This window comes from Clavibacter davisi (assembly GCF_052751415.1).
This window is the reverse complement of record NZ_CP199882.1, coordinates 2,940,827-2,956,379: the sequence shown is the minus strand read 5'-3', so window position 1 is coordinate 2,956,379 and position 15,553 is coordinate 2,940,827. Positions and strand designations below refer to the sequence as shown.

Here is a 15,553-nt window from a genome sequence, read left to right as displayed (position 1 = left end):
ACCGACATCGGCGCCCGGCCGGATGCTCGCCGGGCTCTCGCCGGACGAAGGCCGCGCGGCCTGGTCCCGCGTCAGCCCGCGTGCTCGCGGATGAACGCCGACACGTCCCGCAGCTCCGGCGCCGACACCGAGTGCGGGAGGTCCTCGTAGATGCGCTCGGTGAGGTCGGTGTGGGCGCCGATCCACGCGCTCGTGCGGGCGACGGCCGCGTCCGGGATCACCTGGTCGGCCGTGCCGCGGCCCCAGAAGACCGGCGTCGGCCCGGCTGCCAGCGCCGCATCGCCCGCGTGCTCGCCGCGCACGGAGAACCCGCTGAGCTGCACCGCGTACGAGAACCGTCCGGGCGCGAGCCGCAGCAGCTGGAGCGCGGTCGCGCCGCCCTGGCTGAAGCCGAGCAGGCCCACGGATCGCGGCGGCACGGGCAGCGCGTCGAGCCAGTCGAGCACGCCCTGCGCGGCGGCGTCGGCGGCCTCCGGATCCGGGTCGCCGGTGGATCCGGGCACGATCGGGAACCACGCGAACCCGCCCTGCAGGGGGAGGGGCGCGCGGAGCGACGCGACCACCGGCCCGAGCGGCAGGTACGGCGACAGCCCGAAGAGGTCGCCCTCGTGCGAGCCGTAGCCGTGCAGCAGCAGGAGCAGCGGTCGATCGGCGAGCTCGGCGATGGAGGCCGACCAGAGGACGGCGTCGGGATCCAGCGGGAGAGCGGTCACGGATGTCCTCGTCGACGGGCCGGGCGGCGGCGGATGCGCGGACGCGGGGATCGGCCGGCGCGCCCATCCTCGCATCCGCCCCTGGGCGGCGCCGGGCCGGCGGTGTCCACTACGACAGCCACGAGCACGGGCGCGCGGACGACGGCACCCGTCCGCCAGCGCGCCGGGTGGTCGCCGCGCTCCGGCCGTGGGTCACAATGGACCATGACCGTTCGCACCCCGGACCCGAACATCCCCGACCCGAACTCCGGCTGGCTGTCGGACGTGGAGCTCGCGCAGATCCGGCAGCGGCTGCCCCTCCTCTACGTGGAGGCCGTGCCCGTGCGGGTCGACGGCATGGGCCGGGTGAAGGACATCGGCGTGCTCCTGCGCGCCACGGTCACCGGCCAGATGACCCGGATGCTCGTCTCCGGCCGCGTCATGTACGGCGAGACCCTGCGCGACGCGCTGTTCCGCCACCTCGAGAAGGACCTCGGGCCGATGGCGTTCCCGCAGCTCCCCGCGAACCCGACGCCGTTCTCGGTCGCCGAGTACTTCCCCTTCCCCGGTGCGAGCCCGTACACGGACGACCGGCAGCACGCCGTGTCGCTCGCCTACGTGGTGCCCGTGACCGGCACGTGCGATCCGCGCCAGGACGCGCTCGAGATCACGTGGATGACGCCCGAGGAGGCCGCGTCCGACGCCGTCTCCGCTGACATGGAGGGCGGCCGCGGCGCGCTGCTCCGCGCGGCCCTCGCCTCGGTGGGCGTGCTGCCCTAGCCGGTCGACGCCCCGAGCGCGGGCACCGCCCGGACGGCGATCGGCCCGCGCCGAGGGCGCGGGCCGAGGGGTGGAGCGGAGCGACCGGGATCAGACGGCGGCCGCGCGCTCCGCGAACGCCGGCGGCTCGAGGTAGTGGCGGCGCAGGTCCTCGAAGGCCTCGCTCGCACCCGCGCCGACGCCGTAGCAGCGCTGCACGTGCAGCCCGTCCATGGCGGAGAGCACGACGGCTGCCGCCGCCTCCGGGTCGAGCCCGGGATCGATGAGGCCGCGCGCCTGGTCGACGACGACGCCGGCCGTGATGCGCTCGAGCTCGCGGGCGCGGCGCTCGCGGAAGAGCAGGTGCAGCGGGTGACCGGCAGCGGACGCCTCCGACGACACGACGGCGATGACGCGCGTGAGGCACGCGCTCTGCTCGCCGTCGGCGATGACGACGGCCGCGTGCTCCGCGACGCTGCGCGGGCGGTGCAGCTCGATGGCGGCAGCGAGGCGCTCCTCGCGGCGCGCCAGCACGGCGAGGAGCAGCTCCTCCTTGCCGGTGAAGTGGTGCAGCAGGCCGGCCGGCGTGATCTCGGCGCGGGAGGCGATCTCGCGCAGCGAGCTGCCGCGGTATCCCTGCTCGGCGAAGACCTCGATGGCCGTGCGGATGAGGAGCTCCCTGCGCTCCAGGCCCTTGCGGTAGGGGCCACGGGTGGCGAGGGCGGCGCGAGTCATTGGCACACCGTAGCCGCATGCGCCTGGGATCCCGCGCGACCGTCCCCAGGTCGTGCCTCGACTGTGGAGGATCGGGGCACGGACGCGTCGTCGGCGCGGGTGCGCGCCGTCCCGGATCGGCGGCGCGAGGACGACGGAGGGCCCCCGTCGTCGACGGGGGCCCTCGGTGTCATGCCGGCGTGCGCTGCACGCCGCGCGGTCTAGCGTCCGCTGGAGACGCGGCGGTGCGTGCGCGCACGACCGCCGGCCGCGGCGCCGCCGGAGGCCGCGGGGCGCTCCTGGCGGGGACGCGCGGTGCCGACGGACGAGCCGCCGCCGAAGCCCTCGGAGGAGGTGCTGAAGGTGCGGGGCGTGCCGCCGCCGCGCTGTCCGCCGGATGCGGCGCCGTCGCGGCGACCCGATGCGGCGCCCTCACGGCGACCGCCGCCGACGGGCGCGCCGTCGCGGGCCGCGCGCTTGCGCTGCGCGTTGGCGCCCTGCGAGCGTCCGGCACCGTTGGCGCGGCCGCCCTGCGACTGGCGCTGGGTGGTCTCGCGGACCGACTTCGTCTCGCGGGGCGCGGGCTTCACGTACGCCGCGACGGCGCCCGTCAGCTCGGCCACGGCGGGGGAGGACTCGGTGACCTGCTGCGGCGTGACGTGGATGTCGGCCTTGCGCATCAGGAGCTGCACGTCCTTGCGCTGCGCCGGCAGCATGATCGTGACGACGTCGCCCGCGGAGCCCGCGCGCGCCGTGCGGCCCGAGCGGTGCAGGTACGCCTTGTGCTCGGCCGGCGGGTCGACGTGGATCACGAGCTCGATGTCGTCGACGTGCACGCCGCGCGCCGCGACGTCGGTGGCCACGAGGACCTTGACGTCGCCCGCGGAGAACGCCGCGAGGTTGCGGTCGCGGGCGACCTGCGAGAGGTTGCCGTGCAGGTCCACCGACGGGATGCCCGCGTCGGTGAGCTGCTTCGCGAGCTTCTTCGCGTGGTGCTTCGTGCGCATGAAGAGGATGCGGCGGCCGGAGCCGGACGCGAGCTTCTGCACGAGGAGGCGCTTGGCCTCGACGTCGGTCGCCTCGAACACGTGGTGCGTCATGGCCGCGACGGGCGAGTTCGCCTCGTCGACGGAGTGCAGCACCTGGTCGTGCAGGTAGCGGCGCACGAGCTTGTCCACGCCGTTGTCGAGCGTGGCGGAGAACAGCATGCGCTGGCCGGTGTTCGGGGTCTTGTCGAGGATCCGCGTCACGACGGGCAGGAAGCCCAGGTCGGCCATGTGGTCGGCCTCGTCGAGGACGGTGATCTCCACGGCGTCGAGGTTCACGAAGCCCTGCTTCATGAGGTCCTCGAGGCGGCCGGGGCAGGCCACGACCACGTCGACGCCGGCCTTGAGGGCCGCGACCTGGCGCTGCTGCGAGACGCCGCCGAAGATCGTCGTGGTGGTGAGGTTGTACGCCTCCGCGAGCGGCGCCATGGCGGCCGTGATCTGCGTGGCGAGCTCGCGGGTCGGCGCGAGGATGAGGCCGAGCGGGCGGCCCGGGCGACGACGGCCGCCGGCGAGACCGCCGCCGAGGCGCGCGATCATCGGGATGGCGAACGCCAGCGTCTTGCCGGAGCCCGTCTTGCCGCGGCCGAGCACGTCGCGGCCGTTCAGGGTGTCGGGGAGCGTGTCGACCTGGATGGGGAACGGCGTCGTGATGCCGTTCGCCGTGAGGGCCTGGACGAGGGGTGCGGGCACGCCGAGCGCGCCGAAGGTGTCAGTGGACATGCGGGGGAGTTGCCTTCCAGGCAGGGGTCCGCCCCGGTGTGCGTTCTCGGGATGTGCGATGACGCACGGAAGCGGAGGATGGCGAAGGCGCCGATGGGCGCATCCGTTCGCCAAAAGAAAGATGTCACTCGACCCCGTCGGCCTGTGCGGCGATCTGATCGGGGCGAGGAGGGAACGCGTTCTCTCGACGCAGGGAGCACGATGGTGTGCTCGCAAGTCCTCCCACCGTAGCAGGTCAGCTCGGGGAGAAGCCCATCTCGCCCACGGGCACCTCGAATCCGAGCACGTTCCCGGCGGGCGCGAGGGGGCAGGCCCACTCGGGGTCGTAGGCGCAGGAGGGGTTGTAGGCGAAGTTGAGGTCGACCACGATCGAACCGGGCGCACCCGGGCCGAGGTCGGATCCCTTCACCGTGTCGAGCAGGTACCGGCCGCCCCCGTAGGTGCCGCCCTCGCGCCGGTGCGAGGCGTCCTTCACCGGCAGGTGCAGGCCGCCGCCGTAGCTGGCGAGGCGCCAGACGTCGAGGGTGCCGGCCTCACGTCCGTCGGCCGCGGGGAGGTGCACGGATCCGAGCAGCTCGAACGGGACGACGCCGTCGGTGCCCGTCTCGACCTCGTGGCGCTCCTCGCCGCGGTCGTCGTGGATCTCCAGCTCGAACCGCCACGCCGGGTCGTAGTCCGCCACGTCGAGACGGTCGAAGTCCGCGCGGTGCTCGGGGAGGAGCGGCGTCGCCGGGTGGCTGCGGAACAGGTCGTCGCGCGTCCGCCGCCAGATCGCGTGCGCGGCCGCGGGATCCGTCTGCGCGACCCAGCGCACCTCCGCGTACATCTCGTGCGTGCGGCGGCGCCAGTCGGCGACGTGGAGGGCGGTCTCGGCGGAGGGCATGGGGACACCGTACGCGTCGGGCGCCGCGGGGCGCGGGGACGCGGTGCCGGACATCGTCCGGAGGACAGCCCGCGTCGGGCGCTCGTCAGGCGGCGGATGAGTCGGCGCCGGCGTCGTCCGCCGTGGGCTCCCAGTCGTACGCCCACGTCGGCGCGAGCTGGCGCAGCCGGAACGCGCGCCACTGCCAGAAGGCCCAGAAGGTCGGCCACATGGCCGGGCCGAGGAGCCCGGCCTCGAACTCGAGCTGGTCGCGGAAGAGGGTCTTCACGCGGCCGTCGGCGTCCGGGCCCGCGGGATCCGCGGAGACGGCCATGCTGTGCCGCATGCTCGTGGGGATCGCCATGAGCCCGGAGATCCCGTGACCGTCGTCGCGCACGATGCGCACGCCCTCGACGCGCGGCTTCATGTCGCGCAGGCGGATGCTCTGGCGACCGGCCGTGAACGGCCCGGTCTGCATCGCGGCGACGTGCTCGCGGCCGTCCCAGCTCGAGGGGAAGCCGCCGTCCTCCACCGGCACGAAGTCCACGAGCGGGCCCGCGACCTCGCGCATCACGGTGGGCGAGTGGAGCGCGCGCCAGGCGGCGTCGGGATCGCAGTCGAGGATGGTCTTCAGCAGCACGCGCATGCCCCCAGTGTGCTCCGCGCGGCTGGGCGCGCCCGCCGCCCGGCCGCCGTGGGACAGGATGGGACGGACATGATCAGGTACTGGGTGGGCGTCGTCTCGCGCGACCGCGTGCTCGACGGCCTGGACCTCGGCATCGCGCAGGTCAACCGCGGCGCCCGCGAACCCGTCGAGCGACTCGGCGAGGCCGACGGCTTCGTCTACTACTCGCCGCGCGAGTCGTACCCCGACGGGCAGCTCCTCCGCTCCTTCACGGCGATCGGCCGGGTCGCCGACGCCGCGCCGTACCAGGGCCGCGTCGGCGAGTGGCGGCCGTGGCGGCGCCGGATGGAGTGGGACCTCGGCGCGGTCGACGCGCCCATCCGCCCGCTCGTCCCCGTGCTCGACTTCACGCGCGACTCGCTCGAGTGGGGCCGGAAGCTCGCGCCGGGGCTGCTCGAGATCACGCGCGACGACTTCGAGGTGATCCGGCAGGCCATGCGCCGCGGGGCGCCCGAGCCGTCGCGCCGCGTCATCCGCGGAGGGTCCGGGCCGTGGACGCCCGTAGCATCGGATCGTGACCTCCTCCGCTGACGCCGCGCACCCGGACCCGGACCCGTCGACGCAGGCCCGCTACCAGGTGCGGCTCGACGGCGGCGTGGCCGGCGCCCGCCGCATCGCGACCGGCGCCGACGTCATCGTTTGGGTCGACGCCCTGCCGTCCGTCCCGCCGCCCACCGCCGCCCGGCGCGACGAGGTCCTCGCGACCATGCCCGCGCGCCCGGCCGTCGTGAGCGCCGGGCTCGCCGACGCCCCCGCCGTCGCCGACTGGATCCTCGCCCTCCAGACCGCGCTCGGCCGCCGCGCGTACGTGGCCGTGGTGGCCGCGGGCGCGGTGGAGGCCGACGGGTCCTGGCGCGCCTGCGCCGAGGACCAGCTCGCCGCGGGCGCCGTGGTCGACGCGCTCGCCGCCCTCGGGATCGACGCGACGTCGCCCGAGGCCGCCGTCGCGTGCGCGGCGTACCAGCAGCTCCGACCGGCCGTCGGGCACCTCGTGACCGCGAGCGTCTCCGCCCGCCGCCTCGCCGCCGCCGGACACGACGGGGCGGTCGCCGAGGCGCTCGCCGCGGGTCCCGCCGACGTGGTCGTGCACCGCCTCCACCGCGACGCCTGACCCCACGGACCGCTCAGCCGCCGAGCCGCCGAGCCGCCGGACCACCTGGCCACTGGACCACCCGGCCACCCGGCCACCCGGCCGCCGCATCGCCCGGCCGTCGGCCGCCCGCCCTGGCCGGATCCCGCCGCCGTCGCCCGCCGCGGGAACACGCCCCCAGGCGCGCGTGTTCTGCTGTGTCAGGCGCCGCCGCCCGCGCGACGCACGCACCGTCAGGAAAGGCACCCCATGAAGGCAGTCATCAACGGCGTCACCGTCGCCGAGGCCCCGAAGGACGACCTCATCGAGATCGAGGGCAACTGGTACTTCCCGCCCGCGAGCGTCGACATGTCGCTCCTCGCGGAGACCAGCACGCCCTACCACTGCCCGTGGAAGGGCGACACGCAGTACTACTCCGTGAAGGACGGCGACACCGTCCTGCAGGACCGCGCCTGGTCGTACCCGACGCCCATCCCCTCCTCGTTCGACCGCGTGGGCCGCGACTACAGCGGCTACCTCGCGTTCTGGAAGGAGGTCCGCGTCGGCGAGTGACGCGGATCGGTCACGACGGCTCGGGGGCTCCGGCTCCCGGGCCGTCGTCGCGTCCGCGGACGGGCACGGGCGCGGCGGGGGTCGCGGTCCGCAGGGGCGCCACGCGGGCCGGGATCCCCGTCCGCCGCTCCCGCAGCTGCCGCGCGCGGTGGGCGCGCACCTTCGCGCGGTTGCCGCAGCGCCGCATCGAGCACCAGCGGCGGGTGCCCGAACGGGTCGTGTCGAGGTAGAGCACCGTGCAGTCGTCGGCCGAGCAGCGGTGGATGCGCTCGGATCCCGCCCCGAACACCGCCACCGCGTCGCGCGCGGCGGACGCGAGCGCCTGCGCGGGGCGGGCGAGCGCCCGGCCGGCCTGGCGGGATCCGCCGCCGAGCGCCGGCGGGAGGTCGGGCGTCGCCGCGTACAGGTTGAGCACGTCGACATCGCGCGGCGCGGGCTCCCGGCCGTCGGCGAGGGCCGCCGCGATGTCGCCGATCGCCTGCCGGAGGGTGCGCGCGTCCGCGAGGTCGCGCTCGCCCGGCTCCGAGACGGGCGCCAGGTGCTCGCTCAGCCAGGCGCCGAGCGCGGCCACGTCGGGCAGCGTCTCGCGCGGCTCCGGATCCCCGAGCGCGCCCGTGTAGGCGAGGTCGAGGCTCACGGCGCCCGTGTCGAGGAACCAGCGCAGGCCGTCGGGGTCGTCGATCCACTGCCCGGTCGGCCGCTCGGATCCGGGCGCCCGGCTCACGCGGCGCCCTCGCGGTGCGCGGAGGCCGCCGAGGATCCCGACGGCACCTCGCGCTTGGTCCACGCGATGAGGTGCGCCCGGTCGAAGCGCTTCGAGCACAGCCCGCAGGCGAGCGGCCGGGTCGGCTTCCGGTAGCGGAAGTGCGCGTGGCCGGCCGGGCACGCGCCCACCCACGGCGCGAGCTCCTCGGCGACGGCGCCCGAGTGCAGCCGCGATCCCTCGTAGCCGAGCTCCGCGGCCACCTTCTTCCACCTCGGGCCATGCCCGGCGCGGGATCCGGCCAGCGCGTGCGCGACCTCGTGCAGCAGCACCTGGTGGATCTCGTCGTCCTCGAAGCGCCCCGCGAGGTGCCGCGACACCGTGATGCGCTTGTCGCCGTAGTGGCAGGCGCCGGCCCGCGTGCGGGCGTGGTCGAACGCGAAGGACCAGGAGGGGTCGAGGTGCAGCGCGATCAGGGCCTCGGCCCAGATGCGCACGCGGGCGAGATCAGCCACGGCCGGCCGCCGTCGGCCGGGGGAGGAGGGGGCCCATCACGCGGGCTGGGCGGCGATGCGCTCCTTGGCGACGTCGATCGCGAGCGCCGAGCTCTCGAGCTGGTCGCTGGGCAGGCCCTCGCGGGTGCGGAGCGTGTACGCGTCCTCGAAGTCGCTGAGCGCGAGGCGGTAGTCGCCGCGGTCGAAGTGCACCTTGCCGCGGTGCTGGAGCGCGAAGGCCTCCAGCGCGTACCACTCGTGCGCGCGGGCCTCGTCGACGCAGCCGCCGAGGTCCTGGAGCGCGATGTCGAGCTTGCCCTGGTACTGCTGCACCTGGGCGCGGCGGATGCGGCAGGCGAGCAGCGTCTCCCGGTCGCCCGTGAAGCGCGCCTGGCGGACCGCGGCGTTCGCCATGTCCCACGCCTCGTCGAGCCGGCCGAGCATGCGCAGGAGCGCCACCTTCTCGGTGATCGCGGAGAGGCTGCGGAGGTTCTCCAGCTCGTCCAGGCGCTCGCCGGCCGCCCGCAGGTCCACCTTCTCCCGGAGGGTGTCCCTGTCGTAGCCGATGATGATCGCGGTGCCTGTCACGAGGAAGAGATTATCCCGCCTGGATCGGCATGAGCTCGACCCGGAGCAGCTTGTCGTCGCCCTCGCGCGGCGTCCCGCGGCCGTCGGTGTTGTTCGTGAGCATGCGCAGCGAGCCGTCGGGTGCGGCCTGCACGTCGCGGATCCGGCCGAACTCGCGCGTGTAGAACTCGGTCACGCGCTCGTCGGGGATGGGGTCGGTGACGACGGCGCCGGGCCGGATGACCCAGAGGCGCTGGCCGCCGAGGCCCGCCATGAAGATCGTGTCGCCCGCGACCGCGATGCCGCTCGGGCTCGCGTCGCCGGTCCTCCACTGGTGCACGGGGTCGACGTACCCGTCGTCAGCGGCGTCGTCCGTCGCGCCCTCCACGACCGGCCAGCCGTAGTTCCCGCCGGGCCGGATGAGGTTCAGCTCGTCCCAGGTGTCCTGCCCGAACTCCGCGGACCAGAGGTTGCCGTCGGCGTCCCATGCGATCCCCTGCGGGTTCCGGTGCCCGAGCGAGTAGACGGGCGAGCCGGGCGTCGGGTTGTCGGGCGCGCCCTGCCCGTCGGGCGTGAGGCGGAGGATCTTGCCGGCGAGCGAGATCGGGTCCTGCGCGGCGTCGCGGAGGTTCGCGTCGCCCGTGGTCGCGTAGAGCATGCCGTCGGGACCGAACGCGATGCGGCCGCCGTTGTGGTTCGCGTCGCGCGGGATCCCCGTGACGACGTCCTCGGCCGGCCCGAGCCCGAGCGATCCGGGCTCGCCCGTGACGTCCATGCGCACGATGCGGTTGTCGACGGGGCTCGTCAGGTACGCGTAGAGCTGCGTGGCGCCCTCGGCCTCGCGGACGGCGATCCCGAGCAGCCCGCCCTCGCCGAGCGGACCCACGCCCGCGACCGTGCCGGCCGTGCGCGTGGTCCCGTCGCCGAGCACCTCGACGATCCGGGCCGTGTCCCGCTCGCTGACGAGCAGCGCGCCCGACGGCAGCTCCGCGGTCGACCACGGCGACACGAGGCCCGTCGTGATCGCCGTCGGGGTGCCGGAGGGGGCGACGCCGGCGCTCGCCGCGTCCGTGCTCGTGGGGGAGGGCGACGGCGGCTCGGTCGCGCGCACGTCCACGGGCGAGCCGTCGTCGGTGGTGCAGCCCGTGAGCGCGACGAGGGCGGCGAGCCCGAGCGCGGCGAGGCGCGCCGGGCGGGTGCGGGAGCGGCGGTTCATGGGACTCCGGTGGATCGGCGGGCGACGTCGCCCGGGTGCCCGGTCAGGGCCTCGTCTGGAAGACGCTGCGGGCGGGGGAGGGGGACGGCACGGCGGTGGCGTCGGTGACGACGGACGCGCCCGCGATGAAGTCGGCGAGCTCGCGGCCCTCGACGACCTTCGCGGGGTGCGGCCCGCCCGCGAGCAGGCGCGGGACGAAGTCGAACGGGAGCGGCGTGGCCGACGCCGCGAACACGACGTTGCCGAAGCGGCGGCCCTTGAGCACCTGCGTCTCGGCGAGCGCGGCGACGTGCGGCAGCACGTCCCGGATGGTCGCCGCCTGCCCGCGCGCGAACGCGAGGCCGTGGCCGTCGGCGACGTTGACGGTCATGATCCCGCCGGGCGCGAGGAACGACGCCGCCTCCGCGTGGAACTCGCGGCTCGTGATGTGGGCGGGCGTGCGGGCGCCGCTGAACACGTCCGTCACGACGAGGTCGACGGATCCGCGGAGGCCCTGCGGCAGCCGCCCCAGCACGTCGCGCGCGTCGCCGTAGCGGAGCCGGATGGAGGCCTTCCGCGACCACGGCAGGTGCTCGCGCACGAGGTCGACGAGGTCCTGCTCCAGCTCGATGACCTGCTGGCGGGATCCGGGCCGGGTGGCCTCGACGTACCGCGGGATGGTGAGGGCGCCGGCGCCGAGGTGCAGCGCCGTGATGGGCTGGCCGGGGTCGCCGAGCAGGTCGATGACGTGCCCCGTGCGCTGCACGTACTCGAAGAACAGCTCACCCGGGTCGTCCATGTTCACGTGCGACTGGGGCGTGCCGTCGACCACGAGCTGGTACGCGCCCGGCACGAACCGGTCGGGCTCGATGACGGCCCGGTGCCCGCTCAGGGACAGGACGGTCGACGGGTGCTCGGGCATCTCCTCAGCCTAGGCGCAGGCCCCGGGCGTCGACCGGGCGGCCCGGCGTCCCGTCACCAGCCGCGCGCCCGCCAGCCGGCGAGGGATCCGCGCTCGGCGCCGAGCGTCGTCGCGTCGCCGTGGCCGGGGTGCACGATCGCGTCGTCGGGGAAGCGCGCGAAGAGGCGCTCCTCCACGTCGTCCACCAGCTGCCGGAAGCGGTCCGCGTCGCCTCCCGTGTTCCCGACGCCCCCGGGGAAGAGCGAGTCGCCCGTGAAGAGGTGCACGCTGCCGTCGCCCGGCTCGAGGACGAGCGCGACGCTCCCCGGGGTGTGGCCGCGGAGCGCGACGACGCCGACCGTCACGCCGCCGAACGCCACCTCGTCGCCGTGCGCGAGCCGCCGGTCCGCGTCGACCGGCAGGTCGCCCGCGTCGGCCGCGCCCACGGCGCTGGTCGCGCCGGTCGCGTCGAGCAGGGCCGCGAGCGCCCCGTGGTGGTCGGCGTGCCCGTGGGTGGTGACGACGACGGCGAGGCGGCCGACGGGATCCGGCTCCGCCACCAGGGCCAGCAGCCGGTCGACGTCGGCGGCCGCGTCGACGAGCAGGCGCTCGCCGGAGTCGAGGTCGGTGAGGAGGTACGCGTCGTTGTCCATGGGGCCGACGGAGGCCTTCCGGATCTCCACGTCGCCCGCCCGGTGCACGTGCGAGGGGCCGCCGGAGGTCACGTGCCAGGGAGCGCTCATGCCCCGACGCTACCCGCGGCGGGAGGGCCGGGATCAGGGCGACCGGACGTTATACACCGAGACACGCCGAGGATGCAAGATTCCGCTGGACATGGCGCGTCGCGACCCGTATGGTGATCCTTTGCGCTCCCACTCCCTTTTGCCTTCATATTGCGGTCGGTCATCGTGTGCGCTCGGGTCCATCCCGAGCCCCACCCGCGAGGTGTGGCGAGCAACTCCATCAGGATCGGCACGGGTCACCACCCGGGTCGGTCTCGGCGTATCGACGACATCGGAGCCCGACGGGGCCCACGGAGGTAATTTCCTTGGCTGCTGCGCGCAACGCAACTCCCACTCCCCAGAACGGTCGCGACGCATCGCGTCTCTCGTTCGCGAAGATCACTGACACCCTCACCGTCCCCGACCTGCTCGCGCTGCAGACCGAGAGCTTCGACTGGCTCGTCGGCTCGGACGCGTGGAAGCGCCGGGTCGAGGAGGGCACCGCGCAGGGTCGCACCGACCTGGCCCTCAACTCCGGCCTCGAGGAGATCTTCGAGGAGATCTCCCCCATCGAGGACCTGGGCGAGACCATGCAGCTCGGGTTCACGAACCCGTACCTCGAGGAGCAGAAGTACTCCATCGACGAGTGCAAGGAGCGGGGCAAGACCTACTCCGCCCCCCTCTACGTCGAGGCCGAGTTCATGAACCACCTCACGGGTGAGATCAAGACCCAGACGGTCTTCATGGGCGACTTCCCCCTCATGACGGAGAAGGGCACGTTCATCATCAACGGCACCGAGCGTGTCGTCGTGTCCCAGCTCGTCCGCTCGCCCGGCGTGTACTTCGAGCGCCAGCAGGAGAAGACCTCCGACAAGGACATCTACTCCGCCCGCGTCATCCCGTCCCGCGGCGCCTGGCTCGAGTTCGAGATCGACAAGCGCGACCAGGTCGGTGTCCGCATCGACCGCAAGCGCAAGCAGTCGGTCACCGTGTTCCTGAAGGCCCTCGGCCTCACCAGCGAGCAGATCCTCGAGGAATTCAAGGGCGTCGCGTCCATCGAGCTCACGCTCGAGAAGGACTCCATCCTCACCAAGGAGGAGGCCCTCAAGGACATCTACCGCAAGCTCCGTCCCGGCGAGCAGGTCGCCGCCGAGGCCGCCCGCGCGCTGCTCGACAACTTCTACTTCAACCCGAAGCGCTACGACCTGGCGAAGGTGGGTCGCTACAAGATCAACCGCAAGCTCGGCATCGACAAGCAGCTCACCGACTCGGTGCTGACGGTCGAGGACATCCTCGCGACCATCAAGTACCTCGTCTCGCTGCACGCCAACGAGACGAAGATGAACGGCACGCGCGACGGCAAGCCCGTCGAGCTCCGCCTCGACGTGGACGACATCGACCACTTCGGCAACCGCCGCATCCGCGCGGTCGGCGAGCTCATCCAGAACCAGGTGCGCACCGGCCTGTCCCGCATGGAGCGCGTCGTCCGCGAGCGCATGACCACGCAGGACATCGAGGCCATCACGCCGCAGACCCTGATCAACGTGCGCCCCGTCGTCGCCGCGATCAAGGAGTTCTTCGGTACGAGCCAGCTGTCGCAGTTCATGGACCAGAACAACCCGCTCGCGGGTCTCACCCACAAGCGCCGCCTCTCGGCGCTCGGCCCGGGTGGTCTGTCCCGTGAGCGCGCCGGCGTCGAGGTCCGCGACGTCCACCCGTCGCACTACGGCCGCATGTGCCCCATCGAGACCCCGGAAGGCCCGAACATCGGCCTGATCGGCTCGCTGGCGTCGTTCGCCCGCATCAACTCGTTCGGCTTCATCGAGACCCCGTACCGTCGCGTCGTCGACGGCGTGGTCACCGACACGATCGACTACCTCACGGCCAGCGAGGAGGACGAGTTCCTCGTCGCCCAGGCCAACGCGCCCCTCACGAAGGACTTCCGCTTCGCGGAGGACCGCGTCCTCGTCCGCCCCAAGGGCGGTGAGGTGGAGCTCGTCGCGAAGGAGAACGTCCACTACATGGACGTCTCCCCGCGCCAGATGGTGTCGGTCGCGACCTCGCTCATCCCGTTCCTCGAGCACGACGACGCGAACCGGGCCCTCATGGGCGCGAACATGCAGCGTCAGGCCGTCCCGCTGCTGCGCAGCGAGAGCCCGCTCGTCGGCACCGGCATGGAGGGCTACGCGGCGATCGACGCCGGCGACGTCCTCACCGCCGACGCCGCGGGTGTCGTGCAGGAGGTTTCGGCCGAGGTCGTCACCATCCAGCTCGACGCGGGCGGCACGCAGACCTACTACCTGCGCAAGTTCGACCGCTCCAACCAGGGCACGAGCTACAACCACCGCGTCCTGGTCTCGGCCGGCGACCGCATCGAGGCCGGCGAGGTCATCGCCGACGGCCCCGCCACGGAGAACGGCGAGCTCGCGCTCGGCAAGAACCTGCTCGTCGCGTTCATGCCGTGGGAGGGCCACAACTTCGAGGACGCCATCATCCTGAGCCAGAACCTGGTCAAGGACGACACCCTCTCCTCCATCCACATCGAGGAGTACGAGGTCGACGCGCGCGACACCAAGCTCGGCAAGGAGGAGATCACCCGCGACCTCCCCAACGTCAGCCCGGAGCTGCTCGCCGACCTCGACGAGCGCGGCATCATCCGCATCGGCGCCGAGGTCCGCCCCGGCGACATCCTCGTGGGCAAGGTCACGCCGAAGGGCGAGACCGAGCTCAGCGCCGAGGAGCGCCTGCTGCGCGCGATCTTCAACGAGAAGAGCCGCGAGGTCCGCGACACGTCCCTGAAGGTGCCCCACGGCGAGCAGGGCACGATCATCGGCGTCAAGGTCTTCGACTCGCAGGACGGCGACGACGAGCTCGGCTCGGGCGTCAACCAGCGCGTCGTGGTGTTCATCGCGCAGAAGCGCAAGATCACCGAGGGCGACAAGCTCGCCGGCCGTCACGGCAACAAGGGCGTCATCTCCAAGATCCTGCCGGTCGAGGACATGCCGTTCCTCGCCGACGGGACCCCGGTCGACGTCATCCTCAACCCGCTCGGCATCCCCGGCCGCATGAACTTCGGCCAGGTCCTGGAGACCCACCTCGGGTGGATCGCCAAGCAGGGCTGGGAGGTCGAGGGCAAGCCGAAGTGGGCCGAGCGCCTGCCCGACCACGCGCGCCAGGCCCCGGCCGGCACGAAGGTCGCCACCCCGGTGTTCGACGGAGCGCTCGAGGAGGAGATCGCCGGCCTGCTCGACTCGACGACGGTCACCCGCGACGGCGACCGCCTCATCGGGTCCAGCGGCAAGACGCGCCTGTTCGACGGCCGCTCCGGCGAGCCGTTCCCCGAGCCCGTCTCGGTCGGCTACATGTACATCCTGAAGCTGCACCACCTGGTGGACGACAAGATCCACGCGCGCTCGACGGGTCCCTACTCGATGATCACGCAGCAGCCCCTGGGCGGTAAGGCCCAGTTCGGCGGCCAGCGGTTCGGCGAGATGGAGGTGTGGGCGCTCGAGGCATACGGAGCGGCCTACGCGCTCCAGGAGCTCCTCACCATCAAGTCGGACGACATCCTCGGCCGCGTGAAGGTGTACGAGGCCATCGTCAAGGGCGAGAACATCCAGGAACCGGGTATCCCCGAGTCCTTCAAGGTCCTGATCAAGGAGATGCAGTCCCTCTGCCTGAACGTCGAGGTCCTCTCGGCGGACGGCCAGGCGGTCAGCCTGCGCGACACGGATGACGAGGTCTTCCGCGCGGCGGAGGAGCTCGGCATCAACATCTCCACCCGCTTCGAGTCGTCCAGCATCGACGACATCTAAGCCCGACACGACTTTCGACTCGAAGCTTTCCAA

The 15,553-nt window shown here is 73.3% G+C and carries 16 protein-coding genes; 5 read left to right on the top strand and 11 right to left on the bottom strand.

Going from position 1 to position 15,553, the window contains the following annotated elements; genetic code table 11:
- Window positions 1-71: 71 nt before the first annotated feature.
- Window positions 72-713 carry an alpha/beta hydrolase gene (locus ACU4ZT_RS14010; protein WP_414748703.1) on the bottom strand — a complete coding sequence of 214 codons (642 nt, stop codon included), beginning with the start codon at window positions 711-713 and terminating at the stop codon, window positions 72-74.
- A gap of 204 nt (window positions 714-917) precedes the next feature.
- Between ACU4ZT_RS14010 and ACU4ZT_RS14005 the strand changes: the two genes are divergently transcribed.
- Window positions 918-1,472 (top strand): NUDIX hydrolase family protein, encoded by a 555-nt coding sequence (locus ACU4ZT_RS14005; RefSeq protein WP_043668722.1) that lies wholly within the window; start codon window positions 918-920, stop codon window positions 1,470-1,472.
- Window positions 1,473-1,562: 90 nt separating this feature from the next.
- Here ACU4ZT_RS14005 and ACU4ZT_RS14000 read toward each other — a convergent pair whose 3' ends face one another.
- The 4 genes from ACU4ZT_RS14000 to ACU4ZT_RS13985 all read right to left on the bottom strand — a co-directional run bounded on the left by ACU4ZT_RS14000 (window position 1,563) and on the right by ACU4ZT_RS13985 (window position 5,442).
- The gene (locus ACU4ZT_RS14000) at window positions 1,563-2,186 is read right to left on the bottom strand and encodes a TetR/AcrR family transcriptional regulator (RefSeq protein WP_063070765.1); all 624 of its coding nucleotides are present in this window, start codon (window positions 2,184-2,186) and stop codon (window positions 1,563-1,565) included.
- A 200-nt stretch (window positions 2,187-2,386) separates the two neighbouring features.
- The gene (locus ACU4ZT_RS13995) at window positions 2,387-3,934 is read right to left on the bottom strand and encodes a DEAD/DEAH box helicase (protein ID WP_414763986.1); all 1,548 of its coding nucleotides are present in this window, start codon (window positions 3,932-3,934) and stop codon (window positions 2,387-2,389) included.
- 235 nt (window positions 3,935-4,169) lie between these two features.
- Entirely contained in the window at window positions 4,170-4,817 is a 648-nt protein-coding gene (locus ACU4ZT_RS13990) for a DUF1684 domain-containing protein (RefSeq protein WP_063070775.1), read from the bottom strand.
- Window positions 4,818-4,902: 85 nt separating this feature from the next.
- Window positions 4,903-5,442, bottom strand: coding sequence for a hypothetical protein (locus ACU4ZT_RS13985; protein ID WP_063070767.1), 540 nt, complete (start codon window positions 5,440-5,442; stop codon window positions 4,903-4,905).
- A 69-nt stretch (window positions 5,443-5,511) separates the two neighbouring features.
- Here ACU4ZT_RS13985 and ACU4ZT_RS13980 point away from each other — a divergent pair, with 69 nt between their 5' ends.
- From ACU4ZT_RS13980 to ACU4ZT_RS13970, 3 genes are all read left to right on the top strand, one after another.
- Window positions 5,512-6,012, top strand: coding sequence for an EVE domain-containing protein (locus ACU4ZT_RS13980; RefSeq protein WP_063070768.1), 501 nt, complete (start codon window positions 5,512-5,514; stop codon window positions 6,010-6,012).
- On the top strand, window positions 5,996-6,592 hold the full coding sequence (locus ACU4ZT_RS13975; protein WP_414748702.1) for a 2-phosphosulfolactate phosphatase: 597 nt from the start codon (window positions 5,996-5,998) through the stop codon (window positions 6,590-6,592). The genes ACU4ZT_RS13980 and ACU4ZT_RS13975 overlap by 17 nt, the downstream gene beginning before the upstream one ends.
- A gap of 228 nt (window positions 6,593-6,820) precedes the next feature.
- Complete coding sequence (locus ACU4ZT_RS13970) at window positions 6,821-7,123, top strand: DUF427 domain-containing protein (RefSeq protein ID WP_414748701.1); 303 nt, start codon at window positions 6,821-6,823, stop codon at window positions 7,121-7,123.
- Between the two features lie 10 nt (window positions 7,124-7,133).
- On the opposite strand, the gene ACU4ZT_RS13965 is transcribed toward ACU4ZT_RS13970, so the two are convergent.
- The 6 genes from ACU4ZT_RS13965 to ACU4ZT_RS13940 are packed head-to-tail and all read right to left on the bottom strand — an operon-like array spanning window position 7,134 to window position 11,726.
- The gene (locus tag ACU4ZT_RS13965; RefSeq protein ID WP_445337378.1) at window positions 7,134-7,847 is read right to left on the bottom strand and encodes a CGNR zinc finger domain-containing protein; all 714 of its coding nucleotides are present in this window, start codon (window positions 7,845-7,847) and stop codon (window positions 7,134-7,136) included.
- Window positions 7,844-8,341, bottom strand: coding sequence for a SprT-like domain-containing protein (locus tag ACU4ZT_RS13960; RefSeq protein ID WP_063070772.1), 498 nt, complete (start codon window positions 8,339-8,341; stop codon window positions 7,844-7,846). Before ACU4ZT_RS13960 ends, ACU4ZT_RS13965 begins: the two co-directional genes overlap by 4 nt.
- A 36-nt stretch (window positions 8,342-8,377) precedes the next feature.
- Complete coding sequence (locus ACU4ZT_RS13955) at window positions 8,378-8,908, bottom strand: hypothetical protein (RefSeq protein ID WP_063070773.1); 531 nt, start codon at window positions 8,906-8,908, stop codon at window positions 8,378-8,380.
- Window positions 8,909-8,918: 10 nt separating this feature from the next.
- Entirely contained in the window at window positions 8,919-10,103 is a 1,185-nt protein-coding gene (locus tag ACU4ZT_RS13950; protein ID WP_445337377.1) for a PQQ-dependent sugar dehydrogenase, read from the bottom strand.
- Window positions 10,104-10,146: 43 nt separating this feature from the next.
- Entirely contained in the window at window positions 10,147-11,004 is an 858-nt protein-coding gene (locus tag ACU4ZT_RS13945; protein WP_445337376.1) for a spermidine synthase, read from the bottom strand.
- Window positions 11,005-11,057: 53 nt separating this feature from the next.
- On the bottom strand, window positions 11,058-11,726 hold the full coding sequence (locus ACU4ZT_RS13940; protein WP_445337375.1) for an MBL fold metallo-hydrolase: 669 nt from the start codon (window positions 11,724-11,726) through the stop codon (window positions 11,058-11,060).
- A 305-nt stretch (window positions 11,727-12,031) separates the two neighbouring features.
- Between ACU4ZT_RS13940 and rpoB the strand changes: the two genes are divergently transcribed.
- The gene (gene rpoB, locus ACU4ZT_RS13935; protein WP_063070778.1) at window positions 12,032-15,520 is read left to right on the top strand and encodes a DNA-directed RNA polymerase subunit beta; all 3,489 of its coding nucleotides are present in this window, start codon (window positions 12,032-12,034) and stop codon (window positions 15,518-15,520) included.
- The last annotated feature ends 33 nt before the right edge of the window (window positions 15,521-15,553 follow it).

Coding starts and splice junctions, on each gene's coding strand:
- ACU4ZT_RS13940 (WP_445337375.1), bottom strand. CDS start 11,726: ATGAGCGCTCCCTGGCACGTGACCTCCGGCGGCCCCTCGCACGTGCAC.
- ACU4ZT_RS13980 (WP_063070768.1), top strand. CDS start 5,512: ATGATCAGGTACTGGGTGGGCGTCGTCTCGCGCGACCGCGTGCTCGAC.
- ACU4ZT_RS14000 (WP_063070765.1), bottom strand. CDS start 2,186: ATGACTCGCGCCGCCCTCGCCACCCGTGGCCCCTACCGCAAGGGCCTG.
- ACU4ZT_RS13995 (WP_414763986.1), bottom strand. CDS start 3,934: ATGTCCACTGACACCTTCGGCGCGCTCGGCGTGCCCGCACCCCTCGTC.
- ACU4ZT_RS13990 (WP_063070775.1), bottom strand. CDS start 4,817: ATGCCCTCCGCCGAGACCGCCCTCCACGTCGCCGACTGGCGCCGCCGC.
- ACU4ZT_RS13970 (WP_414748701.1), top strand. CDS start 6,821: ATGAAGGCAGTCATCAACGGCGTCACCGTCGCCGAGGCCCCGAAGGAC.
- ACU4ZT_RS13945 (WP_445337376.1), bottom strand. CDS start 11,004: ATGCCCGAGCACCCGTCGACCGTCCTGTCCCTGAGCGGGCACCGGGCC.
- ACU4ZT_RS13985 (WP_063070767.1), bottom strand. CDS start 5,442: ATGCGCGTGCTGCTGAAGACCATCCTCGACTGCGATCCCGACGCCGCC.
- ACU4ZT_RS14005 (WP_043668722.1), top strand. CDS start 918: ATGACCGTTCGCACCCCGGACCCGAACATCCCCGACCCGAACTCCGGC.
- ACU4ZT_RS13950 (WP_445337377.1), bottom strand. CDS start 10,103: ATGAACCGCCGCTCCCGCACCCGCCCGGCGCGCCTCGCCGCGCTCGGG.